26 protein-coding genes, 1 tRNA gene and 1 riboswitch are annotated in these 26,178 nt (G+C 60.0%); of the genes, 9 read left to right on the top strand and 18 right to left on the bottom strand.

Translation table 11 applies throughout. The annotated features are described in order from the left end of the window. The first annotated feature begins 141 nt into the window (after positions 1–141). The 5 genes from fos to AC3WJW_RS02340 all read left to right on the top strand — a co-directional run bounded on the left by fos (position 142) and on the right by AC3WJW_RS02340 (position 3,541). Positions 142–558 carry a fosfomycin resistance glutathione transferase gene (gene fos / locus AC3WJW_RS02360; RefSeq protein WP_493724983.1) on the top strand — a complete coding sequence of 139 codons (417 nt, stop codon included), beginning with the start codon at positions 142–144 and terminating at the stop codon, positions 556–558. A 64-nt stretch (positions 559–622) separates the two neighbouring features. Then, on the top strand, positions 623–1,261 hold the full coding sequence (locus AC3WJW_RS02355; protein WP_493724982.1) for a LysE family translocator: 639 nt from the start codon (positions 623–625) through the stop codon (positions 1,259–1,261). A 79-nt stretch (positions 1,262–1,340) separates the two neighbouring features. Continuing rightward, positions 1,341–2,687 (top strand): sensor domain-containing protein, encoded by a 1,347-nt coding sequence (locus AC3WJW_RS02350; RefSeq protein ID WP_493724981.1) that lies wholly within the window; start codon positions 1,341–1,343, stop codon positions 2,685–2,687. 118 nt (positions 2,688–2,805) lie between these two features. Continuing rightward, a complete protein-coding gene (locus AC3WJW_RS02345) occupies positions 2,806–2,964 on the top strand; it encodes a KGG domain-containing protein (RefSeq protein ID WP_007976786.1) in 159 nt (52 codons plus the stop codon). A 73-nt stretch (positions 2,965–3,037) separates the two neighbouring features. Then, a complete protein-coding gene (locus tag AC3WJW_RS02340; protein ID WP_493724980.1) occupies positions 3,038–3,541 on the top strand; it encodes a DUF4142 domain-containing protein in 504 nt (167 codons plus the stop codon). Positions 3,542–3,544: 3 nt separating this feature from the next. Here the strand turns inward: AC3WJW_RS02340 and AC3WJW_RS02335 are convergent, their stop codons facing one another. After that, complete coding sequence (locus AC3WJW_RS02335; protein ID WP_007976791.1) at positions 3,545–3,955, bottom strand: low affinity iron permease family protein; 411 nt, start codon at positions 3,953–3,955, stop codon at positions 3,545–3,547. Between the two features lie 213 nt (positions 3,956–4,168). Between AC3WJW_RS02335 and AC3WJW_RS02330 the strand changes: the two genes are divergently transcribed. Both AC3WJW_RS02330 and tam read left to right on the top strand, forming a co-directional pair. Then, a complete protein-coding gene (locus AC3WJW_RS02330; protein ID WP_454238045.1) occupies positions 4,169–5,254 on the top strand; it encodes a type I restriction endonuclease in 1,086 nt (361 codons plus the stop codon). A gap of 165 nt (positions 5,255–5,419) precedes the next feature. After that, positions 5,420–6,190 carry a trans-aconitate 2-methyltransferase gene (gene tam, locus AC3WJW_RS02325; protein ID WP_493724979.1) on the top strand — a complete coding sequence of 257 codons (771 nt, stop codon included), beginning with the start codon at positions 5,420–5,422 and terminating at the stop codon, positions 6,188–6,190. Between the two features lie 292 nt (positions 6,191–6,482). Here the strand turns inward: tam and AC3WJW_RS02320 are convergent, their stop codons facing one another. From AC3WJW_RS02320 to AC3WJW_RS02240, 17 genes are all read right to left on the bottom strand, one after another. Further along, positions 6,483–7,211, bottom strand: a complete 729-nt coding sequence (locus AC3WJW_RS02320) for a class I SAM-dependent methyltransferase (RefSeq protein ID WP_493724978.1) — start codon at positions 7,209–7,211, stop codon at positions 6,483–6,485. A 176-nt stretch (positions 7,212–7,387) separates the two neighbouring features. Continuing rightward, positions 7,388–7,657 (bottom strand): short-chain dehydrogenase, encoded by a 270-nt coding sequence (locus AC3WJW_RS02315; RefSeq protein WP_095966257.1) that lies wholly within the window; start codon positions 7,655–7,657, stop codon positions 7,388–7,390. Between the two features lie 449 nt (positions 7,658–8,106). Continuing rightward, positions 8,107–8,514 (bottom strand): type II toxin-antitoxin system HicB family antitoxin, encoded by a 408-nt coding sequence (locus AC3WJW_RS02310; protein ID WP_493724977.1) that lies wholly within the window; start codon positions 8,512–8,514, stop codon positions 8,107–8,109. A gap of 37 nt (positions 8,515–8,551) precedes the next feature. Beyond that, entirely contained in the window at positions 8,552–8,731 is a 180-nt protein-coding gene (locus AC3WJW_RS02305; protein ID WP_077184214.1) for a type II toxin-antitoxin system HicA family toxin, read from the bottom strand. A 264-nt stretch (positions 8,732–8,995) separates the two neighbouring features. After that, positions 8,996–10,516 (bottom strand): Fic family protein, encoded by a 1,521-nt coding sequence (locus tag AC3WJW_RS02300; protein ID WP_493724976.1) that lies wholly within the window; start codon positions 10,514–10,516, stop codon positions 8,996–8,998. A 364-nt stretch (positions 10,517–10,880) separates the two neighbouring features. Then, positions 10,881–10,954 (bottom strand) — tRNA-Gly (locus tag AC3WJW_RS02295). A 180-nt stretch (positions 10,955–11,134) separates the two neighbouring features. Further along, complete coding sequence (locus tag AC3WJW_RS02290; RefSeq protein ID WP_007979844.1) at positions 11,135–12,019, bottom strand: alpha/beta fold hydrolase; 885 nt, start codon at positions 12,017–12,019, stop codon at positions 11,135–11,137. A gap of 312 nt (positions 12,020–12,331) precedes the next feature. Continuing rightward, complete coding sequence (locus tag AC3WJW_RS02285) at positions 12,332–13,024, bottom strand: pseudouridine synthase (protein ID WP_493724975.1); 693 nt, start codon at positions 13,022–13,024, stop codon at positions 12,332–12,334. Positions 13,025–13,058: 34 nt separating this feature from the next. Continuing rightward, the gene (locus AC3WJW_RS02280; protein WP_007979840.1) at positions 13,059–13,277 is read right to left on the bottom strand and encodes a cysteine-rich CWC family protein; all 219 of its coding nucleotides are present in this window, start codon (positions 13,275–13,277) and stop codon (positions 13,059–13,061) included. Next, entirely contained in the window at positions 13,264–14,757 is a 1,494-nt protein-coding gene (locus AC3WJW_RS02275; RefSeq protein ID WP_493724974.1) for a sensor domain-containing diguanylate cyclase, read from the bottom strand. Before AC3WJW_RS02275 ends, AC3WJW_RS02280 begins: the two co-directional genes overlap by 14 nt. Before the next feature lie 211 nt (positions 14,758–14,968). Continuing rightward, positions 14,969–16,747 carry an allophanate hydrolase gene (gene atzF, locus AC3WJW_RS02270; RefSeq protein ID WP_493724973.1) on the bottom strand — a complete coding sequence of 593 codons (1,779 nt, stop codon included), beginning with the start codon at positions 16,745–16,747 and terminating at the stop codon, positions 14,969–14,971. A 25-nt stretch (positions 16,748–16,772) separates the two neighbouring features. After that, positions 16,773–20,414 (bottom strand): urea carboxylase, encoded by a 3,642-nt coding sequence (gene uca, locus AC3WJW_RS02265; RefSeq protein WP_493724972.1) that lies wholly within the window; start codon positions 20,412–20,414, stop codon positions 16,773–16,775. Positions 20,415–20,718: 304 nt separating this feature from the next. Further along, complete coding sequence (locus tag AC3WJW_RS02260; RefSeq protein WP_493724971.1) at positions 20,719–21,372, bottom strand: urea amidolyase associated protein UAAP2; 654 nt, start codon at positions 21,370–21,372, stop codon at positions 20,719–20,721. Positions 21,373–21,383: 11 nt separating this feature from the next. After that, on the bottom strand, positions 21,384–22,109 hold the full coding sequence (locus tag AC3WJW_RS02255; protein WP_493724970.1) for an urea amidolyase associated protein UAAP1: 726 nt from the start codon (positions 22,107–22,109) through the stop codon (positions 21,384–21,386). A gap of 13 nt (positions 22,110–22,122) precedes the next feature. Then, complete coding sequence (locus AC3WJW_RS02250) at positions 22,123–22,911, bottom strand: ABC transporter ATP-binding protein (protein WP_493724969.1); 789 nt, start codon at positions 22,909–22,911, stop codon at positions 22,123–22,125. Next, positions 22,908–23,723 (bottom strand): ABC transporter permease, encoded by an 816-nt coding sequence (locus AC3WJW_RS02245; protein ID WP_493724968.1) that lies wholly within the window; start codon positions 23,721–23,723, stop codon positions 22,908–22,910. The genes AC3WJW_RS02250 and AC3WJW_RS02245 overlap by 4 nt, the downstream gene beginning before the upstream one ends. Positions 23,724–23,738: 15 nt before the next feature. Beyond that, positions 23,739–24,806, bottom strand: coding sequence for a putative urea ABC transporter substrate-binding protein (locus AC3WJW_RS02240; protein ID WP_493724967.1), 1,068 nt, complete (start codon positions 24,804–24,806; stop codon positions 23,739–23,741). Between the two features lie 60 nt (positions 24,807–24,866). After that, positions 24,867–24,967: riboswitch (guanidine-I (ykkC/yxkD leader) on the bottom strand. Positions 24,968–25,250: 283 nt separating this feature from the next. Here AC3WJW_RS02240 and AC3WJW_RS02235 point away from each other — a divergent pair. Beyond that, the gene (locus AC3WJW_RS02235; protein ID WP_102699000.1) at positions 25,251–25,502 is read left to right on the top strand and encodes a hypothetical protein; all 252 of its coding nucleotides are present in this window, start codon (positions 25,251–25,253) and stop codon (positions 25,500–25,502) included. A gap of 167 nt (positions 25,503–25,669) precedes the next feature. Further along, on the top strand, positions 25,670–26,137 hold the full coding sequence (locus AC3WJW_RS02230; RefSeq protein ID WP_218501680.1) for a hypothetical protein: 468 nt from the start codon (positions 25,670–25,672) through the stop codon (positions 26,135–26,137). Positions 26,138–26,178 lie beyond the last annotated feature (41 nt).

Genomic DNA, 26,178 nt, shown 5'->3' with positions numbered 1-26,178 from the left:
CTCGTTCGTTTGTCGTAACAAAATGGTATGCGGTAGTGTTGAGTCCTTTCATTTGCGGTGGGCAGATTCAGACGTTTTTCGTTGCCAGCCCCCTAGGTGAAACCTGCGTCGCACCTGAAAACCTCAAAGGTCTTTAACCCCATGCTCACAGGCCTCAACCACCTGACCTTCGCCGTCACCGACCTGAACCGCAGCGTGGCGTTCTACCGGAACCTCCTGCAACTGCACCTCGACGCCACCTGGGATACCGGCGCCTACCTGTCGCTGCCGGGGTTGTGGTTGTGCCTCTCCCTCGACCCGCTACGCCATCCCGAGCCCGCCGCCGACTACACCCATTACGCTTTCAGCCTCGATGCAGCGGATTTTCCGCGTTTCGTCGAGCGCCTGCGATCCAACGGGGTGCGGGAGTGGCGCGACAATCGCAGCGAGGGCGCATCGTTCTACTTCCTCGACCCGGATGGCCACAAGCTGGAAGCCCACGTGGGTGATCTGGCATCGCGCCTGATGGCTTGCCGGCAGCGACCGTATGCGGGGATGAAGTTCTTCGACGATCTGTAAGTCGATGTTGCGGGACCTGATATAGACTGGCCACCATTCACCCAGCAGTACACAAGGACTTCCCATGACCCCATCGCTACTAATGGCCCTGCTTGCCTCGGGATTCATCTATGGCATCACCCCGGGACCGGGCGTGCTGGCGGTGTTCGGCATTGGCGCGGCCCATGGGCGACGGGCCGGGGCAGGGTTTCTGTGCGGGCATTTGCTCGGCGATGTGGTGTGGTGCAGCACCGCGTTGATCGCGATTGTCGGTGCGCGGGAGATCGGCAGTACCGCGTTCGACGTGCTGGGAGTGCTCAGCGGCCTGTACCTGTTCTGGCTCGGTTGGCGTGCGGTGCGCGCCCGGCGCAGCAATGGCGATACGCCACAGGGGCCGGCGCGGCAGCCGTTCTGGCATGGCATTCTGTTCGGGCTGACCAATCCCAAGGCTTATCCGGTGGCGGTGGCGACATTCACGGCGCTGCTGTCGAGCCGCGCAGAACTGCTCCACTGGTCAATGCTGCCGGCACTGATCGGCCTGAGCTTTGTCGGTGGATTGCTTGCCTACGCTATCCTCATCGGCATCGTTGGGGCACAGCGGGTGCGCACCTTGTATCAACGTCATGAACTGGCGATCACCCGGTTGTGCGGGGTAATGTTCATCGGCTTTGCCATCAACGCGCTGGTCCATGCGTTGCCGGGGCTGATGCCGAACAAGGCTTGAAGGTGATGACAAGGAAGCAAGGCCGACCGGGCAGGGATGATTGATGAGCGCTGCATTATCGGGACACCCACGCTGAACCATGGAAAACCGAAACTCCGCGCCATTGGCGAGCTATATCGATCTGTTGCTGGACGCCGTTTGTGCGGTGGACAAGCAGGGCCGCTTCGTCTTTGTCAGTGCGGCGTGCGAACGCATTTTCGGCTACAGCGCCGATGAAATGATCGGTCAATTGATGATCGACATGGTGCACCCCGCAGATCGCTTGCGCACACTCGAAGCCGCCCGGGAAATCATGGGCGGCGAGCCCAAGCTCAACTTCGAAAACCGCTACCTGCGCAAGGATGGCCAGGTGGTGCACATCCTCTGGTCGGCACGTTGGTCCGAGGTCGACCAGTTGCGCATTGCCGTGGCGCGCGACATCACCGAACGCAAGCAGGCCGAATCCCGTCAGGCCGCGTTGTATGCGATATCCGAAGCGGCCCACGCGGCGGAGGATCTGCTGGCGTTGTTCAGGCGCATCCACATGATCATCGGCGAGTGGCTGCCGGCGCTGAATTTTTCCGTGGCGCTGTACGACGAGCACTGTGCGCAGTTGAATTTCCCTTATCATGTCGATGACCAGGAGCCACAACCCGAACTGCCCGGAACCATGACCGGGCGGGTGTGCACCGAAGTGATCCACACGGGGCAGCCGATCCTGTTGACCCCGGAACTGTGCACGCCGCCTGTCGGCTTCGAAGCGCTGATGGCCGGGCAGAACGCACCGTGCTGGCTGGGTGTGCCGCTGAACTCGCAGAACGGCACCATCGGCGCGTTGATCGTCAAAAGCGTTCCGGGTGGCGAGCGCTACACCGAGCAACACAAGGAGTTGCTGCAGTACGTCTGCGCCCAGGTCGCGACGGCCATCGAGCGCAAGCAGTTGCACGCCCGCCTGCAACACATGGCCCAGTACGACCAACTGACCCAGTTACCCAACCGTGAGCTGTTGCGCGACCGCCTCAAGGCGTCACTGCAATTGGCCCGTATGGACGGCGGGCGCATGGCCCTGCTGTACGTCGACCTCGACCGTTTCAAGCAAGTCAATGACACCCATGGCCATGCGGTCGGCGACATGCTGCTGCAATCGGTGGCCAACCGGCTCAAGGGCTGCGTGCGGGAAACCGACACCGTGGCCCGCATTGGCGGCGATGAATTCGTGGTGTTGCTGCACAGCATTCATGCCGCAGGCGATACCGACATCGTGGTCGGAAAAATCCGTCAGGTCCTGGCTCGGCCCCTGCGTCTGGATGGGCACAACCTGAGCATCCATCCCAGCATCGGCGTCGCCCGATACCCCGATCACGGCACCGAAGAGAAGCAGTTATTCCGGCATGCCGACGAGGCGATGTACTGCGCCAAACGTGAGCATCACCTGCGAATGGTCTGATAGTCCGTACACCGTTCGTCGTGCTGTCCATGCATTTTTCTAAACCTTTTGGCACGCGCAAATTCAGATTCTATGCGGGCGCCAGCTCGCCGCGACTACCACCAAGAGGAAGAGAATCATGCCTAATTCAAGAAACTCGAACTCGGGAAACTTCGCCAACGATCGAACGAAGGCTTCTGAAGCCGGTCGCAAGGGTGGGAAAACCACCACCACGACTGTCGATAAAGAACCTGCGAAACCCGATATGGGCCGCAAACCCGGACAGAAATCCAAGTAATGGATGCAGGTGGTTTTGATTGAGAAGCGGGGGCGCAAGCTCCCGTTTGAATTTGAAAAAGGAGGGCGCGACCATGAAACGGATGGCCACCCGATTATGTAATGCCAGTTTTGCCACGTTACTGGGCCTGTTTGCCAGCAACGTCTTCGCCCAGTCCCCTGCCGAATTCATCGACGATGCGTCGGCCCAAGGCATGGCCGATATCGAGGCCAGTCGCCTGGCACACCAGAAGTCCGAGTCCAAAGAGGTCAAGGACTACACGATCGTCGTCATCAACGACCGCACCACGGCAAACCAGCACCTGGCGAAAATCGCCAGACAACTGGATTTGCCGGTAGCGCCGCGCGAAGAAATTGTCGAAAAGGCCAAAGCCCTGATGCCACAAGTCATGGATGGGGCGACCTTCGATGAGGCCTATACGGCCAGTCAGGTGAAGACCACACAGCAAGCCATCGAACGGTTGCAGCAGGAAGCGCAGACCACCGACGTGCCGCAAATCAAGGCGTTCGCCGAAGAAACCCTGCCCAAACTACAAAATCATCTGCAAATGGCCAAGGCCCTGCAAGCCAGAAGCTGATCATCAGCAATTCTTCAGGTTTTGCTGACCTTTTTCCTGGACGACGGTGCCGTCCAGGTCAATGGTCAGGCCTTCGCCAAGGCTGCGGTAGTGCTTTCTCAGCTTCTCCAGCTCCTTGAGGTCCAGCGCTTCAAGCCCGAGCATCGCGTTCTGCGCCTCTTTCGTCACCCGAAGCAACTCATCGACCTTCAAATGCAAAATGTCCGTGTCACGGTTCTGTGTGTTCTGGATCAGGAACACCATCAGGAACGTGATGATGGTGGTCGAGGTATTGATGATCAGCTGCCACGTATCGTTGAAATGAAAAATCGGCCCGCTCAGCCCCCACAGAAAAATCAGAGTGATCGCCCCCAGGAACGTCTTGGGGCTACCGGCCCAGAGTGCGAGTTTCTGCGCGATTTTTGCGAACTTCATGACCGTGTTCCTTATAGGGAGGACGCCTGAATTTGTGACAGCGGCGGTGGGATGAAAATTCGGCTGGAGTTGCAACCCATTGAAGCAGGGGAGTGGGCAAGATCTGATTTCTCGGTGGGGAATCTTCCTTTGTGTCGGTTTGTGTCTAGTATCAATGGCAGTCAATTTGCCAGCATGTGTTCATACGGATCGAAACCGAAAAAGAGGCTACTCATGGAATTCTTCGAAAAGTTAGCAAGTCTCGCTGCCAAAGTTCGTTTGCAGAGCTCTGCCATTCAAACGGAGGAAGCGACCAAGAATGCTTTTGTCATGCCCTTTATCAGCACGGTACTGGGCTACGACGTCTTCGATCCGACGGAAGTGACACCTGAATTCGTTTGCGATATTGGAACGAAAAAAGGCGAGAAAATTGACTACGCAATCATGAAGGCTGGCGAGGTTCAGATCCTCATTGAGTGCAAAAAAATTGGTGAGCCGCTGCACATCAATCACGCCTCCCAGCTGTTCCGCTACTTCCATGTCACCAGCGCTCGAATCTCCATTCTCACCAATGGTCAGGTCTATAAATTTTTCACTGACCTGGACGCCCCCAACAAAATGGACGAGAAGCCGTTTCTCGAGCTCGACCTGCTGGATATCGACGAGTACTCCGTCCCAGAACTGGTGAAACTCACCAAATCTGCATTCGATGTGGAGTCAATCATCAGCGCAGCAGGTGAGTTGAAGTACGTCAGCCAAATCAAAAAGGTGATTGCATCCCAGGTCAGCAAGCCTGACGACGATTTTGTGAAAGTGTTTGCTTCGCGGGTTTATGACGGGGTGATTACTCAAAAGGTCCGCGAGCAGTTCCATGAGCTGACGAGAAAGGCTGTGGTGCAGTTTCTCAATGACCAAATCAATGACAGGCTAAAGTCGGCTATGAGTGGTGCCATCCAGCCTGCTCTGGCCTCTTTACCAGTCGCTACTGGTGACACTGAACAGACGGATGTTCGAGATGAATCAGAGGACAAGGTTCTGACGACATTGGAAGAACTGGAGGGCTATCACATCGTCCGGGCCGTGGTTCGGTCGGTTGTTGATGCCAAGCGGATTGTTCAGCGCGACACACAAAGTTACTTTGGCATCCTGCTCGACGACAACAACCGTAAACCAATCTGCCGACTGCACTTCAACCGATCGCAGAAATACATCGGCATATTTGACGAGGAGAAGAATGAAACCCGGCATGCAATCAATTCCGTCGATGACATTTACGAGTACTCGGATCATTTGAAGAAAACTGTCGGGTATTACGATTAAGGCCCGTATCAAGTAAAAAAAACCGGCTAATCACGCCGGTTTTTTTTTGAAACGCTTAGCGAAGATTCCCACCAAAAGTGGAATGGAGCAGAGCTTGTCAGTCGAGGTATCGTAGCGATCCGGTTGCTGGCCTCGGCCAGGACAACGCACCGACAGGAGAACGCAATGAGTTGGTCCGCCAAACAGTACGTCGCTTTTGAAGATGAACGCACCCGTCCCGCCCGTGACCTGCTGGCGGCCGTCCCCGCCGGGGATGTGCGTTCGGCCATCGATATCGGTTGCGGCCCCGGTAACTCCACCGAGTTGCTGGTCGAGCGTTTTGCCAGCGCCACGGTCCGAGGCCTGGACAGTTCGACCGACATGATCGAGGCCGCACGCAAGCGCTTGCCGCAGGTGCAGTTCGACATCGCTGACATCGACACCTGGAACGACGCAGGCCCCTTCGATGTGATTTTCGCCAACGCTGTATTGCAGTGGGTTCCGGATCACGCAAGCTTGTTGCCGTCGCTGGTGAGCAAGCTGGCGCCCGGAGGCAGCCTGGCCGTCCAGATGCCTGACAACATCAATGAGCACTCGCATCGTTTAATGCGTGAAGTCGCCGCTGATGGTCCATGGGTCGGCAAGCTGGCAGGCGCTGCCGGGCAGCGGACCGAGATAACCGATGCCAGTGGTTATTACTCGATCCTCAAGGCCTGTTGCTCGCGCGTCGATGTGTGGCGCACCACCTACCATCATCCGCTCGCAGGCGGCGCGTCTGGCGTGGTGGAGTGGTTCAAGGGCACTGGCTTGCGGCCGTTTCTCGAGCCGCTGGACGAGGCGGAGCGGGCGCAGTATCTGAAGCAGTATCAGGCGGCAATCGAGCAGGCGTATCCAGCCTTGGCCGACGGTTCGGTGCTGTTGCCGTTCCCGCGACTGTTTATCGTCGCGACCCGCTGATGCGAAAAGGGACAGTTGATGAGCGTCACCTGTCTCTTTTACCGCTTGGAGCAATTACGGCAGTTTGTTTTTTTTTTCGAGCGTCTGGCGCTCAGGTATTCAAACGCAAACGAGGCAAAGCCGAACAACCCGATCAATGAAATGATCATGATTCCCAACTCTGAATTGTGCATGTCGATCTCGGGGCGATGGGTGAGCCGGGAGAATAAGGGATCTATTTCCGGGCTCAACGCCGCGCTACGGTTTCTTTATTCCCGTGCTCGGTTCTATACGCAAAAGATACGCGCGTGGCTCAGCGCTGGACGCCGACCAACATCATCATCGGCCGCTCGCGCTCTTCGGCCAGCGCCGGTTGCGCCGTCACCTCGGCATCGCTCGGCCCCCATTCGTTGACATGGCGGATGCTGAAACCCGCTGCAACCAGCAGGTTGAGCAAGGTACCAATGGTGCGATGCTGCTTGATCACACCGTCGGCCAGCCAGTGGGTCACGCGCTCGCCTTCACGCTGATAACCGTCCACCGGCCAACCCTTGCGGCCCTCGGTATCGATGATCCAGCCAGGGTTGCGCGGTGCCATGAAGATCGGGTGCTCGATGGAAAACACGAACGGCGAACCGGGCTTGAGCGCCGCGTGGACATGGGCGAACAACCCCGGCAAGTCCTTGATGTAGTGCAGCGCCAGGGAGCTGTAGGCCAGATCGAAACCGCCGGCCGGCAGATCGAGGGCTTCCAGGTCGGTGCGCTCATAACGGATGTTTGATGCGGCGGTGGTTTTGCGCGCCTGCTCCAGCATCTTTTGCAAAACATCCAGACCGAGCACGCTGTCGGCGCCTTGCTCACTGGCCCAGCGACAAAACCAGCCGTAACCGCAGCCGAGATCCACCACCTTCAGGCCCTGCATGGGCGGCAGCATGGCCTTCAGCGCCGGCCATTCCGGCGCGGCATCGAGACCGCCGATGGAGCGGGCCATCAGGCTGTAGCCGTGGAAAAACTGAGGGTCGTCGTAGATGTTTTGGGTCATGTTCGGGTTGCTCTGTTGAGGTGTTCACATGATAAGTGAAGGGCCCCTGTGGCGAGGGAGCTTGCTCCCGTTGGGTCGCGAAGCGACCCCGAACAGGGACTGCTGCGCAGTCCAACGGGACGGTGCGGCGATCCGACAAGCTCCCTCGCCACAACAGCATGCCGCCGGGTGCAATCTTAGGACGGCTCTGCATCCATACGTCGAGCGATCACATCCAGTACATCGCAACCATCGCGCAACGGCACGCAGCAGAGCAATGCGAAGTCGCTCAGCACCACGGTGTCAGAGGTCAGGTCGCCGCGCATTGCGAGGTTTTCGAGGAGTTGCGTCACCGCTCGGATGCGGTAACTGGCGGTGCTGAGCAGGGAGTGCAGGGGTTGGGTGGTGTTGACGAACAGCGAGGGCAAGTCGTCGGCGTTGCTGGTTAAAGCCATATATTCATTCATGAGTGCTTACCAATTGTAGGTGAAGGACCTACCACTCAATCGTCGCCAAACAATAGGGTGGTAGCTGTACGCGGGTTGGCGAACCGGACAATGGTGAAACCGGCAGACCCGAAGGTCTCCCACGCACAGCTACCGAAAAAGCAGCCAAGCGTGATCAAAAGTGCTCCGAGAAATTCTCGGAGCCTTCTGCACCGTTGTGACCGAGTCGCCAAACCCGATACGCCATTTGGGCGCGGTCGGACTATAGGTCTCATGACAAAGGCACAGCAATGCGCAAGTGTACGGACAATTCCCAGTGTCGTGTAGGACATTGCTTTTTCTGGCGTTGATCGCCTGCATGCCTTTTAAAATCGGGCTTTCACTCTGACTTTTTGGAGTACTTGGCCCAATCCCGGTCACAAAAAAACCGGCCACTTGGGACCGGTTTATTCATGTCAAAAGCAAGGTTTTCAGCTCTGTTGCAACACCTTGAGTGCTGCCGATGCCAGAAAACCCGAACGGCTTTTCTCTTCCGGGTGATGCAGTACGTACTCATCAATCCGGTTGAGCAGGTAGCCCGGCAACGTGATGTTCAGCTTCTGGGCCTTGCCCAGATATTTGGTGACGTCGATGTCCACCAGCGCCCATGCACACCCGGCGTATTTTGGATTGGCTGCGTGCAGGGTAACTTTGTTGGCAGGGGGAATGGGCGAACCCTCTTCAGCCAGAATTTCGAAGTGGCCTTCAATGGCTTCCCGTGCCATGGCCATCGCGTCATCCAGGTCTTCCCCAGCGGAAAAACACCCCGGAATGTCGGGGACTTCCACGCCCCAAGCGTGTTGTTCGTCGCCCATTGAAATAGCGATTGGGTACAGCATGTTCATTGTCCTCCACGGACCTGGCGCGTCGGGCTCCTTAGAGCAGCGCCTGTTGCAAAATACTGATGGCCGTTTTCTTGAGCAGGTCTTTCTTCGGGTGAGGGACCGTCACCAGCCCGGGCTTGGTCGGATGCTTGAAGTGATGATGGCTGCCTCTGATTCGCACCAGATACCAGCCGTCCGCAACGAGTTGGCTTATCAAAAATCGGCTATTCACATCACCTCCCTGTGGTGTGCTTGTGGTTACTATACCTACTGAAATTTTGTAATCAACACTATAACCACCAAGCCATCCTCGGCTTGGCGAACAAAGCGACAGGAGTCGAGTCTAGAAGGGCTCTGCGGCATAGGCCTTGGGCAAGCCTGCAATGACCTGTTTTGTGTATTTCGAGGTTTTGCCGTGAATGCACCGTACAAATGTCGGGCACAAAAAAACGGTCACATCGGACCGGTCACTTTGTGTATTCATATCTCCCGTCACTCAACTCTCAAACGCTGAGCGCACCGCGTCCACAACATGTTGTGCCATTCGGTCATCTTCAAGCTGCGGGTAACCTTTCTTCAGCTTTCCGGACACCACCCAGCCATTCTCCTTGATCGATCGGATGATGCGGTTGGCATCCTGATCCGGCATCTCGAGCACTTCTTTGAGTTGTTCCTGCGCTCGCTGGAAGATAACCAAGACTCGGGCTTCATCCGCCATCTCCGTACGAATTGTGTGCTCGACGACGCGAGCGGTGTACAGGACGTGTTCGGTCAGGTCGGGGTAGCGCCAGGCAAAGCCTGCGTCTTTGTATTCATCGAAGATGAAGTTGCTGGGAGTGCCGTCTTCGTAGGTCACGAGTTCGCCAAACCCATAGGCCGCCGCGTAACGGCGCATAAATGGACGTGAAAACACCTCGAGCGTACGGTCGTAGCCTGCCCTGAAATCGATCGAACTGGTGATAGTGGCTGACACGGGCAGGATCACGCCGTCGGGCACTGCTTTGTCCCTGATCAAGGTGTCGTTGATCAGGAAGCGGTGAATCCGGCCGTTGCCGTCACGCATGGGATGGATGTACACGAAGCCGAATGCAAGCACTGCGGCGCGTGCCACGGACTCGGCACCCCGCGTTGCGATCTCGAACTCGTTGAGGCCTTCCAGTAGAGGGGCAAGTTCTTCAAAGTGCGGGGCAATGTAATGCACGATGTCCTCGCGCATTGTGGCCTGACCTACAAATACCGGGGAGCGCCGCAAGCCGAGCCCAATGGCATCTCGACCCAGAATGCCGGCTTGCAGGGAACGCAGGCTGTCATTGCTTAATGGGGCTTCGATATGGCCGCAGTGCTGGGCAATGACATGCGCAAAACGCTGGATGCGATCAGCCTGGTCGGCCTCTTTTTCGATGAGAAAGCTGGCTCGTGACTCCTTGAACGTCAACCAACTGGCCGTACGCATCAAGATATCGGCACCAAAGGTTCGATCCAACTCCTTCAACGCCGCGCCGAGATCGAATTGCAGAGCCTCTTTGACTGCCGTCGTACGACGAACCAAAGGGCAAAAACCGGGTGTACCGGGCAGGTTGTTTTTGACTCGCCAACGTCGAACTCGTGGTGGTTCACTACGGGTGAGGTAGTCCTGCGCAGAAAGTGCATCGACATAGCCACCGTTGGTTACGTCTGGCACATCCAGACTTTGCCCTGTCAGCCATTCGTAGAGAAATCCCGTGCGGCGAGCATATTGGCCAAAAGGCTCTCGCCGGCACCAGGCTTCGACAGGTTCGGGGCCGGTCTTTGCAAACAAGCGAGCAAAGAATTCGAGATGGATTTCTTCGTACTTGAGGCCGAATTCGAAATGCCCTGAGAAATCGTCGGCAGGCCGGTAGCTGGGGGGGTACTGATTCTGCGTATGCCCGCTGCTTTCGCGACTGACACGTGTCTTGCCAATCGTCGACTCGACGCGCAGTGGTTGTGCCAGAACGATGTCGTACTGGTTTGCGAGTGCCTTTAAACCGACCTGCATCAAGAAATCCTTTACTGGGGCGATAAAAACGCTAACTAATACCTGATTCTACGCGAAAACGTTAATTTCACGGGGAGTGAAAAGGCTAGCGGTCACCGAAATTCGCTAACAAATCACCATCATGCGAAAAAAACGCTAACGGGACTTTTATAGTAGCCGCTTCTGCACAGGAGCGCTTTGCGTATGGGGGGCGCCAGGTAAGCCTTCTAAACGAAAAAAGTGGCGCAAGGTTCGGATGAGAAGGAGCCCCTATACCAGTGAGTCCCCCCAAATCCCGCCCACAAAAAAACCGGCCACTTGGACCGGTTTTTTCTGTCTCTGCATCCCCCGTCAAAACCACCCTGACGTGAGACTAATATTCGATTGGAGCGGGTGAAGGGAATCGAACCCTCGTTATCAGCTTGGGAAGCTGGAGTAATGCCATTATACGACACCCGCTCAGAGCGCTGACTTTGTACCAGATACGGCCGGCGATTTGAAGTTTTTCTTTACGTGGGGCGGGTTTATCGCGATGTACCGACAAGGCGTGGGGCGCATGGCGGTCGATCGCGGGCAAGCCTCGTGCCTGCAGAATACGTTTGATTCAGCAGGGCGGGGCTTGCTCGCGATGACTCTGTTTCAGAGTGCCAATGCATGGTGGTCCTGGACGTAGTGGTAACGCGGTCGGCTATCGTGCTGGGCCGGTTTCAGGAACCCCATCAGTGCGTTGCGGCTGTCTCGGCAGGCGGCTTTGTGCTCCATGTCGAGAAAGTGGCCAGTGGCCTGAAGGGTCGTGAAGGTGGCGTGTTGCACGTGGTTAGCGAACAACCGTGCGCCATCGGCGGCGGTGTATTCGTCCCATTCGCCGTTCATGAACAGCACCGGCACGTTGATTTTTTCCGCCGCTTTGAAAAAGCATTGGCGATCGCTGTGCAGCAGGTCGCTGATGTGGAAGTGCATCTGTCCGTATTCATGATCGGCCAGGCTGCTGACGTGCCGATAGTTGAAGCGCTTGAACAGGGTCGGCAGGTGTTTGCCGATGGTGCTGTTCACCAGGTTGCCGACCCGGTCGCCATCTCGGCTGCCGAGGTAATCGACGCCGCGCTCGAGGTAGTCGAGCATGTGCGCGTTGATCTCCGGGGAGAACGAGCTGATCACGGCTTTTTCGATGCGTCGTGGCCGTTGGGCCAAGGCGACCAGGGTCGCGGCGCCACCCCAGGAAAACGACAGCACGTGTTCGGCGGCGAAGTGGTCGATCAGCTCCAGGAGGATCTGCCCTTCGACTTCCTTGGTCAGCAATTTCTCGTGCAGGTTGTGGGCTTTTGACCGGCCCGCGTAGGGCTGGTCGTAGCAGACGACGTTGAACTGCGGATGGAGGTTTTTCACGGTTTGTGCAAACGACGCAGTCGTGGCCATCGAGCCGTTGACCAGGATAATGGTCTTCTCTGCGGCGTCTGCGCGATAGAACTCCGTGTAAACCCGATACTGACCCTGTATATCCAACACAGCGATTTCTGGCCTCATGTCATAAGACTCCTGGCAAGCGGGTATGCGCGCAATAGAGATTGCACGAGCTTTGTGACAGGTAGGCATACGCCTGGAATTTGAGAGGCCCATGTCGATCCATTGCAGTCCGGTCGACGGGTATTGTTATTGGCGGGCAGTCTGCCGGGTGAGGCCGGAACCCTTGGGTTCCTACCGGCAAAAAGTTTCTTAGAAGTATGGGGTGACTCGTCGGTCACATTTCGGCCGACGTCCTGATTCAAGCAGGGGTCACGTCATCGCGCAAGTGCCTTTGGTAAATTGTTCGACAACTTCTGCTGAGCGGTCGCCTGCTTAGATCAATCCGATCTCTTCATCGCTCAGTGGGCGGTATTCGCCCGGTTTCAACGCGTCGTCGAGCTCTAGCGGCCCCATGCGTTCGCGGTGCAGGCGCATCACCTTGTTGTTGAAGTGGCCGAACATGCGCTTGACCTGGTGATAGCGGCCTTCGACGATGCTCAGGCGCGCGCATTTCGGCCCGAGCAGCTCCAGCCCGGCGGGTTGCGTGGTGAGGTCTTCGAAGGCGAAGTACAGCCCTTCGTTGAACTTGATCGCGTATTCGGGGCCGATGTCCTGTTCGGTTTCGACGTAATAGACCTTGGGCAGTTTGGTCTGCGGTTGGGTCAGGCGCCGTGACCAGCTGCCGTCGTTGGTGATCAGCATCAGGCCGGTGGTGTTGAAGTCCAGGCGCCCGGCGATGTGCAGCTCGTCCTTGTCCGGCTCATGGATCAAATCGAGCACGGTCGGGTGCTGCGGATCCCGGGTGGCGCTGACGCATCCGGCGGGTTTGTGCAGCATGAAATGGCGCAGGGGTTTGCCGACTTGCAGCACGTCGCTGTCGACTTCGACGCGGCTGAACTCGCGGACTTCACTGTGTGGGTCGCTGACGACTTTTCCGTCGATCCTGACGCGTTTTTCCACCAGCAACAGGCGCACCTGCTTACGGTTGAAGCACGGCAGGTTGCTGAGGAATCGGTCGACACGCATGACTTAGGGATCAGTGAAGAAAGGGCCGCGCATCTTACTTGATCGATTCGGACGCTGCTTGCAACTGCGCCTCGACCTCGGCGCAGCGCGGGCACAGGCACGAGGCGTTGCGCAGTTGCGCCGGCAGCGCCTGGAGCACGGCCGGGTCGATGCTGACGCCGTAGCACCAGCAGGCGCGGTCGGCGGTTCGCGGGTCGGCCAGGGTGCAGTCGTTGGGTGCGCCGCAGGCGGGGCAGAGGTCAGGCTGGTTCATGGATGGAGTGAGCCATTTCCACGCAGGTTCGGTTACGGCCACTTTGTTTGGCCCGGTACATCGCATGATCCGCCCGTGACAGCAGGCTGTGCAAGGTGTCATCGGGCTGCAGGGTGGTCAGGCCGATGCTGACGCTCACCTGCAAGGCCTGACCGTTGTAGGCATAGCGCTGTTGTTCCACGTGCTGACGAATTTTCTCGGCAATCATCAGGCCGGTCTTGCCGTCGGTGTCCTTGAGCAGCACGATGAACTCTTCACCGCCCCAGCGGCAGACGATGTCGGAGTGCCGCAGGCAACTGTCCAGGTCCCGGGCGAAACCGATCAGCACCTGGTCGCCGGCCAGGTGGCCGTAGGTGTCGTTCAAGGCCTTGAAGTGGTCGAGGTCCAGCAGCAAGGCGGTCAGCGGTTTGGGCTCGCGCCGGGCTTCTTGCATGGCCTGCACGGCCAGCAGGTCGAAGCCGCGACGGTTGGGCAGTTCGGTCAGGCTGTCGAGGATGGCCTGGGCCTGGATCTTGTCCTGAAAGCGCTTGATGACCCGGTTGAGCAGGACCAGCACGGTCAGCGTGACCAGCAGGCAGATCAGCAGGTTGAGGTACAGCGACTGGCGGATTTCACCCAGGGCGCTGTCCTCGCGTTTGTCGACGAACAGGTACCAGTTCAGTTCCGGGATGAACCGCACATTGAGGAAATGTCCCTGGCCCTGCACGGAATATTCGTAGCTGCCGCTGTGGGGTTTGGGCAGCCGATTGACCAGGTCCTTCATGCTGTCCAGTTCACCGAGTTTCTGCCCGATGCGCGCCCCCTGCGGACCGCCTTCGGCGCCTGTCAGCACCAGGCGTCCGAAGTTGTCGACGAAATACACGCTGCGCTGATAACGCTGCTGGTACTTGTCGATCAGCTTGATCACGGCGTCGACGGTCAGGCCAACGCCGGCTGCGCCGATGAAACGGTCGTTGTAGTCGTGGACCTTGTAGTTGATGAAAAAGGTCAGGTTGTCCTTGTTGGCGAGGTCCGGGTCGACGTTGATCTCGTACGGATCCTTCATGTCCCGCACGCGGAAATACCAGGCGTCGCGGGGCTCGGTGGCCTTGACCTGCTTGAGCACCCCCTTGGCGTGGTAGTAAGTCAGGCTGGTGTTGGAGACGAAGAACGCGGTGTAGGCGCCGTAGTGGGTCATGACCTCGTTGAGGTAACGGGTCATCTGGTCGGAATCCTTTTCACCGTTGACCACCCAGTCGCGCATGAAGGTGTCGCGGGCCATCATCGAGGAGATCAGGATCGGCCTGACCAGGTCTTTCTGGATTTCCGAGTAGACCGTGTCCGAGGTCAGCGGCAGCTCGGTGTTGACGATGTTGTCGCGGATCGAGGCCCGGGAGGCGTAGTAACTGAGAAAGGAGGTGGCGAGGAAGCCTGCGCCCAGCAATGCGACCAGCGTGAGCACCAACGAGCGTTGAGAATACAGCGGCGAGCGAAGCGGCATGGCAGTTCCATTGGCAGTCATCCGATGGCAAGCATTCTAAGGGTACTGCCGGGAAATAACTGCTCCATGTACGCCGCGAATGGTCGTAAATCTTGCACGGACCTTGTGGGAGCGAGCTTGCTCGCGATGGCGGCGTGTCTGCCACATCAAGGCTGAATGTCACACCGCTATCGCGAGCAAGCTCGCTCCCACAGGGTTATGAGTCTGGTGTTTAGCCCCGTGTTTTCAGGTACATCCGCCAGCCGCCGAAATGACTGATGTTCACCGCGCCCTCCAGCCCATACGCCTCGCAGATAAATCCGCTCTCCCAGCGGCCGTCCGCCAGTTGCACCTTGCCCAATCCCAGCGGTGCCGGAATCCCGGTCAGGAACGAGCCCAGTTCTCGGCTGGGCAACTCCCAGACTTCCACGGCAATCGCCACGCCGCCATCCTTCACGCGAACCATGCCTGGACGCAACGGCGGGCCGCCGGCCAGGGCATGGAGTTGATAGTCCGGCGAGCTGAAGGTCGTTTCCAGTAACCGGGCGCCACGCTGCCTGAGCTGCCAGTTCAACGCCAGCCCGTCCAGGTGCGCACCGCAGACCACCAGCCGCGCCCGATCATGGCGTGCAACCGGCGCCGGTGCGGGAGCGGTCAGGCCTTGCTGGCGCTGCAAGGCATCGGCCACGCTCAACAGATACTGATCGGTGAAGGCCCGGCCAAACACGGTCACGCCCCATGGCAGGCCGTTGTCCATGAAGGCGCTGGGCACGGCGACGGCGGCGTAGTCGAGCAGGTTCATGAAGTTGGTGTAGTAGCCGAGGTCGGAATTGCGCAGCACCGGTTCGGCCTTGAGTTCCGCCAGCGACACCGGACGGCCGATGGTGGGCGTGACGACACAATCGAGGCCTTCCAGCGCCGTGTCGCACAGGGCTTTGAGCGCTTGCAGCCGGTATTGGGCGCGGAAGGTCTGCACGCCGTCGACGGCGGGTGCCTTGGCCAAGACAGCGCGAATCACCGGCAACACGGCCTCGGGGTTTTGTGCCATCAACTCCCCGGCCACGCTGTAGCGCTCGGCCACCCACGGGCCTTCATAGAGCAAACGAGCGGCCTCCAGAAACGGCGACAGATCAAGCTCCACCGCTTCGCCGCCCAAGGCCTTGAGACGGTCGATGGCATCACCGAACAACAACGGGCCTTCAGGGCAGCCAAAGAATTGCAGGTCCTGCGCGCGTGGCACGCCGAACCGGAACGGCCGTGGCGTGCCGAACGCCGAGCCGTCATTCCACAGCGGGTTGCTGCGGCTGTATTCGTCCCGTGGGTCGAGGCGTGCGGTGAGCGCCAGCAGCCGGCTGGCCTCCCGCGCGGTGGCGGTGAACGTAGTGACGCAATCGAGCGTACGACAGGCCGGTACCACGCCGGCCGTCGAGATCAGACCCTTGGTGGCTTTCATGCCGACCAGGTTGTTCAACGCCGCCGGCACGCGCCCGGAGCCGGCGGTGTCGGTCCCCAGGGAAAAACTCGCGACCCCGAGCGCCACTGCCAGCGCCGAACCGGCGCTGGAGCCGCCCGACGGATATTCCGGCAACACGCTGTTGGGGCACACGCCATAGGGTGAGCGGCTGCCATTGAGCCCGGTGGCGAACTGGTCGAGATTGGTCTTGCCCAACGGAATCGCACCCAGGGCCAGCAGTTGCTCGACGATGGTCGCCGAACGCTCCGGCACGTAGGCAAATGCCGGGCACGCCGCCGTGGTCGGAATGCCCGCCAGGTCGATGTTGTCCTTGATCGCGAATGGCACGCCGTACAGCGGCAGGCTATCGGGGTCGCGACCGTCGAGGGCGGCGAGGTACGGCTCCAGTTCATCGGCGCTGAGCAGGTGGATGAACAGGTGATAGTCCGGATTCAGCGCGGCGGCTTTATCCCGCAGGTTCGCCAGCAATTGCCGGGGGGTAAGGCTGCCGTCACGGTAGGCGCTGCGCAGGGCGTCGAGTTGCAGATTGATATTCATGGTGTCAGTCCTTTTCAAAATGGGTTCAGTCAAGTTCCAGCACCACGACGCGCTGTCCGGCGCGCACCGCCGAACCCGGTTGCACGCGCACCTCGCGCACCACGCCGGCCATGGGGGCGAGCAGGGGGATTTCCATCTTCATCGACTCCAGGATCACCAGCACATCGCCGGCCTCGACGCGGTTGCCGGCTTCGACCTGGACCTGCCAGAGGTTGCCGGCGATGTGGCTGTCGATGCTCTGTTGGCCGTTTTCCAGCGGTGCATCTTCGGTGGCCTCCGGGGCCGGTTCTTCACTGTCGAAATGCGCCTGGCCACTGGCGATCCAGCGTTCGCGCTCGGCATTGAATGCGCCTTTTTGCTGCTCGCGAAACGCGCCGATGGTCTGGGCTTCCTGCGTCAGAAACGCCTGGTAATCCGCCAGGTTCAACTGACTGTGTTCGATGTTCAGGTGAAAGCGCCCAAGGGGGAAATCCTGGCGAATGCGCAGCAGTTCATCGGCGCTGACCGGGTAGAAACGGATCTGATCGAAGAAGCGCAGCAGCCACGGCTTGCCATCGAACGCGGCGACTTCGCGGTAGCGGTTCCACATCTGTAGCGTGCGTCCGACAAACTGATAACCGCCGGGACCTTCCATACCGTAGACGCACATGTACGCGCCACCGATGCCCACCGAGTTCTCCGCGGTCCAGGTGCGCGCCGGGTTGTACTTGGTGGTCACCAGGCGATGGCGCGGATCGAGCGGGGTGGCGACCGGCGCACCGAGGTAAACGTCGCCCAGGCCCATCACCAGGTAACTGGCGTCGAACACCGTGCGTTGCACTTCATCGAGGTTCGGCAGGTCGTTGATGCGGCGGATGAACTCCAGGTTGCTCGGGCACCATGGCGCATCCTTGCGCACCGTGGTCATGTATTTCTCGATGGCCAACTGGCACGCCGGGTCGTCCCAGGACAGTGGCAGATGGACGATGCGCGAGGGCACCTGCAGGTCCTTGGCGGCGCACACGGCGTCCCATTCGCCGGCGACGATGCCGAGCAGGTCGGCCAGTGGCAGTTGTTCGGGTTGGTAGTGGACTTGCAGTGAGCGGATGCCTGGCGTCAGGTCGATCACGCCGTGCAGGTGTTGGCTTTCCAGGGCTTGCATGAGGGCATGGGCGCGAAAGCGCAGGACCAGGTCGAGTTCCGGTGCGCCGATTTCCAGCAGCAAATGCGTGTCGCCCGACAGCCGTGCTACCAGCCGCGTATCTCCCTGACCAATGTCCAGCACCACAGGCGACACCATCCCCTGTGGGAGCGAGCCTGCTCGCGAAGATGTGTCAGTCGACATCTGGGTGGCTGACACACCATCGCGAGCAGGCTCGCTCCCACAGGGGGGATTCCATTTCAGGGCCAGGGTGCGGGCGGTCTTGAGGTCGATGGGGGAGAACTGCACCTTGTCCCCCGCCTTCAGTTGACCAAGCTGCCAAAGATCCGCCTCGATCACCGTCACCGGGCACACGAACCCTCCAAGGCTTGGGCCATCCGGGCCGAGGATGACCGGCATGTCCCCGGTGAAATCCACCGCACCAATCGCATACGGATTGTCGTGAATGTTCGACGGATGCAAACCCGCCTCCCCACCATCGGAACGCACCCATTCAGGCTTCGGCCCGATCAGGCGCACACCGGTGCGGCTGGAGTTGAAATGCACTTCCCACTGGGTAGCGAAGAAGGTGCCGATGTAGTTTTCGGTGAAGTATTCCGGTGCACCGTGGGGGCCGTAGATCACGCGGATCTGCCGAACCGCCGGCAACTCGGTGATCTGATCCTCAGCCAGTTGCTGACCGGCGCTGCGGTCATTCAGCGCTGGCAGGTGCAACACGTCGCCGGCTCGCAAGGCGCGGCCACCGTGCCCGCCAAATTGCCCCAGGGTGAAAGTGCTTTTGCTGCCCAGGTAATCCGGTACCTGCAGGCCGCCACGCAGACACAGATAGCTGCGCGCGCCCGCGCCGGGAATGGTGCCGAGGCTCAAGCTGGCGCCTGCCGGAACCAACAGCGCAGTGTTCATCGGCACGCTTTGACCCTCGAGCAGCAATGGAATCACTGCGCCGGTCACCGCCACCACCGCCTCGCAATTGAAGCGCAGCAACGGCCCGCTCATGGTGATTTCCAGCGCCGCCGCGCCTTCGTCGTTGCCCAGCAAACGGTTACCCAGGCGCAGCGCCCGACTGTCCATCGGCCCTGACGGCGGCACGCCGACCGCCCAGTAACCGAGGCGCCCCGGATAATCCTGAACACTGGTTTGCGTACCGGCGCTGAGTACCTCGAACGTGTTGGCCTGATAGACCAGGCCTTCCAGGCAACGGGTCCACGGCTGGCCGCTGGCGAAAGGCGCATCCAGCAGTATCTGCCGCAGGTAATCGCGGTTGGTTTCCACGCCATAGAGCAGGCTGGCACCCAGCGCTTGATGCAGATCCTCAGCGGCCGCTTCGCGCGTCGACGCCCAACTGATGACTTTGGCGATCATTGGGTCGAAGTAGGGCGGGATCTCGCAGCCCGCTTCGACCCAGGTATCAATGCGCAGTCGTTTGCCATCGGCGTCAGGGAAATGCACCGCTGTGAGCAAACCGGGGCTTGGCTGGAAATCGCGCCCCGGATCCTCGGCATACAACCGCGCCTGAATCGCATGACCCTGCGGTTTCAAGCCCTGTACCAGATCGCTCAGCGGCGGCAGCTCACCGGCCGCCAATTGCACCATCCAGCGCACCAGGTCGACACCCCACACCTGTTCGGTGACGCCGTGTTCCACCTGCAAACGGGTGTTCACTTCCAGAAAATAGAAGCGCTGGGCTTCGCTGTCGAAGACGAACTCCACGGTGCCGGCGCTGCGGTAGTTCACCGCTTTGGCCAGTTTGATCGCCGCCGCGCACAGTTCATCGGCCATGCCCTCGGGCAGGTTCGGTGCCGGGGTTTCCTCAAGGACTTTCTGGTTGCGCCGCTGCACCGAACAGTCGCGTACGCCAAGGGCGATCACTTCGCCGCGACCGTCGCCGAACACCTGCACTTCCAGGTGACGGGCGCGCTGGATGTACTTCTCGATGAACACCCCGGCGTCGCTGAAATTGTTCTGGCCCAGGCGTTTGACCGCTTCGAAGGATTCGCTCAACTCGGCCGCGCTGCGGCACACGCGCATGCCGATGCCGCCACCGCCGGCGGTGCTCTTGAGCATCACCGGGTAGCCGACCTGTTCACCGGCGATCAATGCTGTGTCGAGGCTCTCGAGCAACTCGGTGCCTTCAAGCATGGGCACACCCTGTTGCCTGGCCAGGGCACGGGCGGTGTGCTTGAGACCGAACACCCGCAGTTGTTCCGGTGTCGGGCCGATGAAGGCGATGTCGGCGGCTTCGCAGGCTTCGGCGAATGTGGCGTTTTCCGAGAGGAAGCCGTAACCGGGATGGATCGCGGTGGCACCGCTGGCTTTGGCGATGGCGAGGATTTTATCGACCGCCAGGTAGGTGCCGGCGGCCGCGCCTTCACCGAGGCTGTGCGCCTCGTCGGCCTGCAGGATGTGCAGGCTGGCCGCGTCGGCTTCGGAATAAACGGCGACACCCTGCACCTGCAGTTCACGCAAGGTCCGCAGGATACGGCAGGCAATGGCGCCACGGTTGGCAATCAGGACTTTTTCGAACATGGCATAACCCCCGGAGGCGATTGCGCATCAGCCTCGACTGGGATGCGGGCCGTCCCGCAGTTTTTTGAAAGGCATCGGGGTCGTCCCCGGTGGCAGAATCACAAATTTCAAAACCACCGCCGCCCCCTGTGGGAGCGAGCTTGCTCGCGATGGCGGAGTGTCAGTCGACTTCAAAGGAACCTGTGTCGACGCAATCGCGAGCAAGCTCGCTCCCACAGGGTTAATCAGTGTTCTTGCTGTTTGAGGCACTGACCTGAGCGGGCCTGGCACAGGGTGAACAGCCAGCGGCGCAAGCGCGCGAGTTTCAGTTCCATACCAGTAGCTCCGCCGGTGTCGGGTTGTAGGCGTTGCACGGGTTGTTCAGTTGCGGGCAGTTGGAGATCAGCACGATCACGTCCATCTCGGCGCGCAGGTCGACGTACTTGCCTGGCGCGGAAATCCCGTCTTCGAACGTCAAGCCGCCGTCGGCGGTGACCGGCACATTCATGAAGAAATTGATGTTCGGCCCGATGTCGGCCTTGCCCAGACGTCCGTCGTGGACACAGGCGCGCAGGTAGTTGTCGCGGCAGCTGTGCATGTAGCGTTTCTCCAGGGCGTAGCGCACGGTATTGCTCTCTTGCGCACAGGCGCCGCCGAGGGTGTCGTGACGTCCGCACGTGTCGGCGACGATGGTCAGCATCGGTTTGCCGAGGTTGGAATACAGCACGCTGCCGGTGCTCAGGTATACGCTGTTCTGCCGGCGCAACGTGCGCTGCACGTCGTAGCGTTCCTTGGGATTGGCGACGCTGTAGAACAAGGTGTCGACGGCCTGATTGCCTTCCAGATCGAGGATGCGCAGGGTCTGGCCGGCCTTGACCTCCATCAGCCAGGGTTCGCCGGCGGGGATGGTGGCGCGGTAGATCGCGGTGTCTGGTTGCCTGCTTGTGTGAACGGCAGCGGTAGCGATTGCGAGTGACATGGCAACGATCCTCAGGCAAACAAACGGTCGGTGTTGATGAAACCGCGCTCGTTTTCCGGGCGCGAGATGCGGCAGTGTTCGGCGACGCTGGCGTCGGCGTTCATCCAGCTGAGCTTCAGTGGTTTCGGCGCGTATTCCGGCGACGGGTCCATCGGATGCTGCAGGGCGGTGAGCACCACCAGGGTGTCCATCGGTGCGTACAACTCGATGTAGTCGCCAGCCTTGGAATTGCCCTCGACGAAATGGAAGCGCCCGGCGTCATCGACGTTCACGCGGCTGAACAGATTGAGGGTCATCAGCAGGTCGGACAGGCCCAGCCCCCACTTGCCCAGTTCCACCAGCAGGTTGTCGGTGCCGTTGCGGAAGAAGCCGTTGCGCAGTTCCTGGTAGCGGCCCGCACCGTACTTTTCTGCCACTTCTTCGGCGCAGAGCACGCCGCCCAGGCTGTCGCTCCAGCCGCAGGTGTCGGCGGTGATGGCGGCGAGCACGCGGCCCATGTCCGAGTACAGGCAATGGCCGGCGGTGAGCTTGGCGGTGTGTTGGCATTTGAGGCTGTCGGGCAGGTTCAGGCGCTCGGTTTTTTCGTTGGCGTTGAGCAGTGTCAGGCTGACGTTGGCACCACCACGCAGGTCGGTCAGGCGCAGCAATTGGCCGCGCTTGAGCACGAAGGAACGATGGCCGCCGCCGGGGAGCATTTCTTCGGCGAAGGGCGGGAACAGTTGGGTCGAATCAGTCATTGTGAAAAATCCTCTAAGCGATACGAAGCGTGCCCGCCACCGGCAGCGGCAGGGCGTCGACGGCTTTGCACTGGGCGCGGCGGTCGCTGTTCAAAGGGATGTCGTAGGTGATGCGCGCGCCATAGCGACCGGGCGCATGCGGGTCGAGGCGGACCTTGTCGAACACCAGCAGGCGGGTGCCGAGGCTGAAGCCTTCGGACAGGTCATGGGTGACCATGAACACCGTCAGCCGGGTCTCGCGCCACAGCTCCAGGAGCAAGGCGTGCATGTCTTTGCGGATGCCCGGATCGAGGGCGCCGAAGGGTTCGTCGAGCAGCAACACCCGCGGTTTCATGATCAGCGCTTGGGCGATGGCCAGCCGTTGTTGCATGCCGCCGGAGAGCTGCGCCGGGTACTTGTCCAGTGAATGGCCGAGGCCGACCTTGTGCAGCAGCACCGAGGCCTGTTCGCGCGCCTCTTTTTTCGCACTGCCGAACAGGCGCCCGAACAAGGGCGAACGCGGCAGTTCGAGGCCGAGGGCGACGTTGTCCAGCACGCTCAGGTGCGGGAACACCGAGTAGCGCTGGAACACCACGCCACGGCTGGCATCCGGTTCACCGGCCAAGGGCTGGCCGTCGAGCAGGATCTCGCCGCGACTGGCGCGTTCCTGGCCGAGCAGCAGGCGCAGAAAGGTCGATTTACCACAACCGGACGCACCCACCAGTGTGCAGAACTCACCCTCGTTGACGTTCAGGTTGAGGCCTTCAAGCACCACTTGATCGGCGTATTGTTGCCAGACGTTTTTAACAGTGATGAAGCTCATTTGGCGGCCCCCTCATACCAGGGGAACGCACGCCGGGTCAGGCGTTTAAGGCCCCAATCCATCAGCCAGGCGAGCAGGGTGATCCACACCACGTAGGGCAAGATCACGTCCATCGCCAGGTAGCGACGCACCAGGAAGATCCGGTAGCCGAGGCCGTCGGTAGAGGCGATGGCCTCGGCGGCGATCAGGAACAGCCATGCCGAGCCGAGCATCAAGCGCAGCGAGATCAACAGCCGTGGCAACAGTTGCGGCAGCACAACCCGCAGCATCAGGGTCCAGGTGGACGCGCCGAGGGTCTGGGCCTTGATCAGCAGTTCCACGGGAATCTCCCGGGCACGCTGTTCCAGGTCCCGGGCCAGCGCCGGGGTGATGCCGATGACGATCAGCATCACTTTCGACAATTCCCCCAGGCCGAAGACGATGAACAGGATCGGCAGGATCGCCAGCGGCGGCACCATCGACAGCACCGTCAACAGGGGTGACAACGGCGCACCGAACAGCGGCAGGGTGCCGGCGGCGATGCCCAGGCACAGCCCGGCCAGGGCGCTGATGCCCAGGCCGATGGCCAGGCGTTGCAGGCTGGAGGCCGTGTCCTGCCAGAGCAGGTATTCGCCGGTGCGGGTGTCGGCCACGAAGGCCAGGCGTTTCACCGCATCGCTCATCTGCACGGCGCTGGGCAGCAGCTTGTCGTTGGGGTTGTCCGTCAGCCGCTCGGCCGAGCCCATGAAGTAGGCGAACAGCACCAGGGCGAACGGCAGGATCACCAACAACAGGCGACTCGGGCGGTCCGGGTGACGGTTGATCAGGCGCATGGCCAAGTCCTCTGTTTACAGCTTGGCGTCGGCGGCCATCTGCACGTAGCTCGGGTCGAAGCGCAGCTTGAGGTTGCCTTTGTCGCCGCTGGTCACGCCGTTGGCGAAGGCCATGCCGACCGCGCTGGTGTCCTTGGCGCCTTCACCGAGCAAGCCGTGCTGGAAGGAGAACTCGGCGACCTTTCGCATGGTTTCCGGCAGTTGCTTGCTGGTGGAAAAGGCGAGGGCTTCCTTGGGCGTGGCGAACAACTTGGTGGTGTCCAGTTGCGCCTGGAAACCCGCCAGGTCAGTGCCCGAGGCCTTGGCCATGTGTTCCAGCGCGGCTTTGCTGGCGGCGTTTTTCGCGTTCATCAACTCAACCACTTCAAACCAGGCACCGGTCAGTGCCTTGCCCAGGGCCGGGTTGTCTTTGAGGGTGGTGCTGTTGACCACCATCATGTCCATGATTTCGCCAGGGATCTGGCTCGAATTGAACACTTCAGTCACCGCGGGCTTGGCCTTGATGTCCGATAGCATCGGGTTCCAGGTGGTGACGGCGTTGACCTGTTCGGTGTTGAAGGCGGCCGAGATGTCGGCGTCGGAGGTGTTGACCACTTTCAGGTCTTTCTCGGTGAGGTCCACTGAGTCCAACGCGCGGGCCAGCAGGTAATGGGAGACCGAGAGCTCCACCAGGTTGACGTCCATGCCCTTGAGGTCGGCGACTTTCTTGCCTTCGCCCTTGAGCACGATGCCGTCGTTGCCGTTGGAGAAATCGCTGACGATCAGCGCGGTGCTGTCGACGCCGCCAGCGGCGGGAATGGTCAGTGCATCCATGTTGGTCATGGTGCAGCCGTCGAACTGGCCGGCGGTGTATTGATTGATGGATTCGACATAGTCATTGAGCTGCACCACATCGATCTGGATGCCGTACTTCTTCGCCCATTTGTCGACGATGCCCTGGCTGCCGGCGTACTCCCACGGCATCCAGCCGGCGTAAATGGTCCAGCACACGCTGAAGTGGTCTTTCTGGGCTGCCTGGGACGAGAAGCTCACGAGGGCTGCGAACGCAGCAGCGAGCAGGGCGGGTAAACGAAGCTGGGACATGGTGGTTCTCCAGTTGATCAAGGACGGACAGGACGGCAGCGGCACCGCTAACGGTGGCTTGTCTCCCGGGCTTTTGTCCCGCCGTGTAACCTCAACTGGAGGTCGCCGACTCTCGGACCAGTCACTCGCGTTTGCGAGCCGGAACCCTAGTCAGCCATTTGCAGATTGTGGTGCCGCGAACCTGTAGTGACTCCTGCACGGGGTTGTTAAAGCGAGAGGCGTGCCAAGTTGGCCCGAGCGCTCTAGCGTGGGGGACAGGGAGGTCGACGGTGCTGATCGGAGGGGTGCACTGCCTTGTGATGGTGCGCGGGTGCACCGCATTGGAACCTGTCTGCCGCTGATCAGAAGGTGGATACAACGTCGCACTTGGCAGGGGATTGCCAGTCAAAACAGGTGTCAGCCGGTGTGTGCCGACTGCTGTCACAGGTCTTTACGGAGGCCGCCATGTTACGTCGATTGTTGTTGGGTGCAGTGCTTGGTCTCGGACTGTCTGGCTGCTACTACTACGACGGTCCTGTCGACGTCTACGGGGGATCTTATTACTACCCCGGCTACTACTCGCCTTATTACTACGGTTACTACGGTCCGCGTTATTACGGTGGTTATCGCGCCTTTTACTACGGTGGGCATGGTTACTATCGTGGCCACGGTGGTGGACATCATGGTGGTGGACATCACGGCGGTGGACACCGTTGATCAGGGCGTGAATGGATGAAAAACCTTTCATCGGGCAGATGTTTCTACTTATTTCAAGGACGCACCAGATCCCGAATTCGGTGTCTGATCTTTCGACAGTCACCGAACATTTGACTGTCGCCTGCCAGCGTCGCTGGTGTGGCTCATCCGCGGTCCAGGAGGCCGCCATGCTCTGTCAAAACAAGCTGCGCCGAATTCTACTGCTTGCAGTGTTGGGATTGTCCCTTGGTGGGTGCGTGCCTTACTACGATGAAGGAGGCAGTTACTACAGTTCCGAGGTCTATACCTCGCCATCGCCAACCTATTACGCCGGGGGGAGTTCCTACTACTCCAATGGTGGCGGTTACTACACACCGCCACCCCGGTACTACGTGCCTCCAGCGCGGTATTACCAGCCGACACCGCGCTATTACTCACAACCGCGGGTGTATCAGCCGTCGCGCCACTACTCGCCGCCGCGGATGTATCAATCGTCTCGCCATTACCAGTCGGCCCCTCGTTATTATCAGCCGTCACGGGGCGACTACCGCACGCATCAGAACCATGGCTGGGACGGCCGTAACCGCGGGAACTGGAACAACGACTATCGCGGTAACGGTCGCGGCTATCGCAACGGGCGGGGCGGCCACCGCTAATCTGTCAGTCAAATGTCAAACCTGTGGGAGCGAGCCTGCTC

This window comes from Pseudomonas sp. GW821-FHT07G06, from assembly GCF_058986625.1.
The sequence above is the reverse complement of the archived record's forward strand: the minus strand, read 5'-3'. Positions and strand labels throughout refer to the sequence as shown.

Coding starts and splice junctions, on each gene's coding strand:
- fos (WP_493724983.1), top strand. CDS start 142: ATGCTCACAGGCCTCAACCACCTGACCTTCGCCGTCACCGACCTGAAC.
- AC3WJW_RS02355 (WP_493724982.1), top strand. CDS start 623: ATGACCCCATCGCTACTAATGGCCCTGCTTGCCTCGGGATTCATCTAT.
- AC3WJW_RS02350 (WP_493724981.1), top strand. CDS start 1,341: ATGGAAAACCGAAACTCCGCGCCATTGGCGAGCTATATCGATCTGTTG.
- AC3WJW_RS02345 (WP_007976786.1), top strand. CDS start 2,806: ATGCCTAATTCAAGAAACTCGAACTCGGGAAACTTCGCCAACGATCGA.
- AC3WJW_RS02340 (WP_493724980.1), top strand. CDS start 3,038: ATGAAACGGATGGCCACCCGATTATGTAATGCCAGTTTTGCCACGTTA.
- AC3WJW_RS02335 (WP_007976791.1), bottom strand. CDS start 3,955: ATGAAGTTCGCAAAAATCGCGCAGAAACTCGCACTCTGGGCCGGTAGC.
- AC3WJW_RS02330 (WP_454238045.1), top strand. CDS start 4,169: ATGGAATTCTTCGAAAAGTTAGCAAGTCTCGCTGCCAAAGTTCGTTTG.
- tam (WP_493724979.1), top strand. CDS start 5,420: ATGAGTTGGTCCGCCAAACAGTACGTCGCTTTTGAAGATGAACGCACC.
- AC3WJW_RS02320 (WP_493724978.1), bottom strand. CDS start 7,211: ATGACCCAAAACATCTACGACGACCCTCAGTTTTTCCACGGCTACAGC.
- AC3WJW_RS02315 (WP_095966257.1), bottom strand. CDS start 7,657: ATGAATGAATATATGGCTTTAACCAGCAACGCCGACGACTTGCCCTCG.
- AC3WJW_RS02310 (WP_493724977.1), bottom strand. CDS start 8,514: ATGCTGTACCCAATCGCTATTTCAATGGGCGACGAACAACACGCTTGG.
- AC3WJW_RS02300 (WP_493724976.1), bottom strand. CDS start 10,516: ATGCAGGTCGGTTTAAAGGCACTCGCAAACCAGTACGACATCGTTCTG.
- AC3WJW_RS02290 (WP_007979844.1), bottom strand. CDS start 12,019: ATGAGGCCAGAAATCGCTGTGTTGGATATACAGGGTCAGTATCGGGTT.
- AC3WJW_RS02285 (WP_493724975.1), bottom strand. CDS start 13,024: ATGCGTGTCGACCGATTCCTCAGCAACCTGCCGTGCTTCAACCGTAAG.
- AC3WJW_RS02280 (WP_007979840.1), bottom strand. CDS start 13,277: ATGAACCAGCCTGACCTCTGCCCCGCCTGCGGCGCACCCAACGACTGC.
- AC3WJW_RS02275 (WP_493724974.1), bottom strand. CDS start 14,757: ATGCCGCTTCGCTCGCCGCTGTATTCTCAACGCTCGTTGGTGCTCACG.
- atzF (WP_493724973.1), bottom strand. CDS start 16,747: ATGAATATCAATCTGCAACTCGACGCCCTGCGCAGCGCCTACCGTGAC.
- uca (WP_493724972.1), bottom strand. CDS start 20,414: ATGTTCGAAAAAGTCCTGATTGCCAACCGTGGCGCCATTGCCTGCCGT.
- AC3WJW_RS02260 (WP_493724971.1), bottom strand. CDS start 21,372: ATGTCACTCGCAATCGCTACCGCTGCCGTTCACACAAGCAGGCAACCA.
- AC3WJW_RS02255 (WP_493724970.1), bottom strand. CDS start 22,109: ATGACTGATTCGACCCAACTGTTCCCGCCCTTCGCCGAAGAAATGCTC.
- AC3WJW_RS02250 (WP_493724969.1), bottom strand. CDS start 22,911: ATGAGCTTCATCACTGTTAAAAACGTCTGGCAACAATACGCCGATCAA.
- AC3WJW_RS02245 (WP_493724968.1), bottom strand. CDS start 23,723: ATGCGCCTGATCAACCGTCACCCGGACCGCCCGAGTCGCCTGTTGTTG.
- AC3WJW_RS02240 (WP_493724967.1), bottom strand. CDS start 24,806: ATGTCCCAGCTTCGTTTACCCGCCCTGCTCGCTGCTGCGTTCGCAGCC.
- AC3WJW_RS02235 (WP_102699000.1), top strand. CDS start 25,251: ATGTTACGTCGATTGTTGTTGGGTGCAGTGCTTGGTCTCGGACTGTCT.
- AC3WJW_RS02230 (WP_218501680.1), top strand. CDS start 25,670: ATGCTCTGTCAAAACAAGCTGCGCCGAATTCTACTGCTTGCAGTGTTG.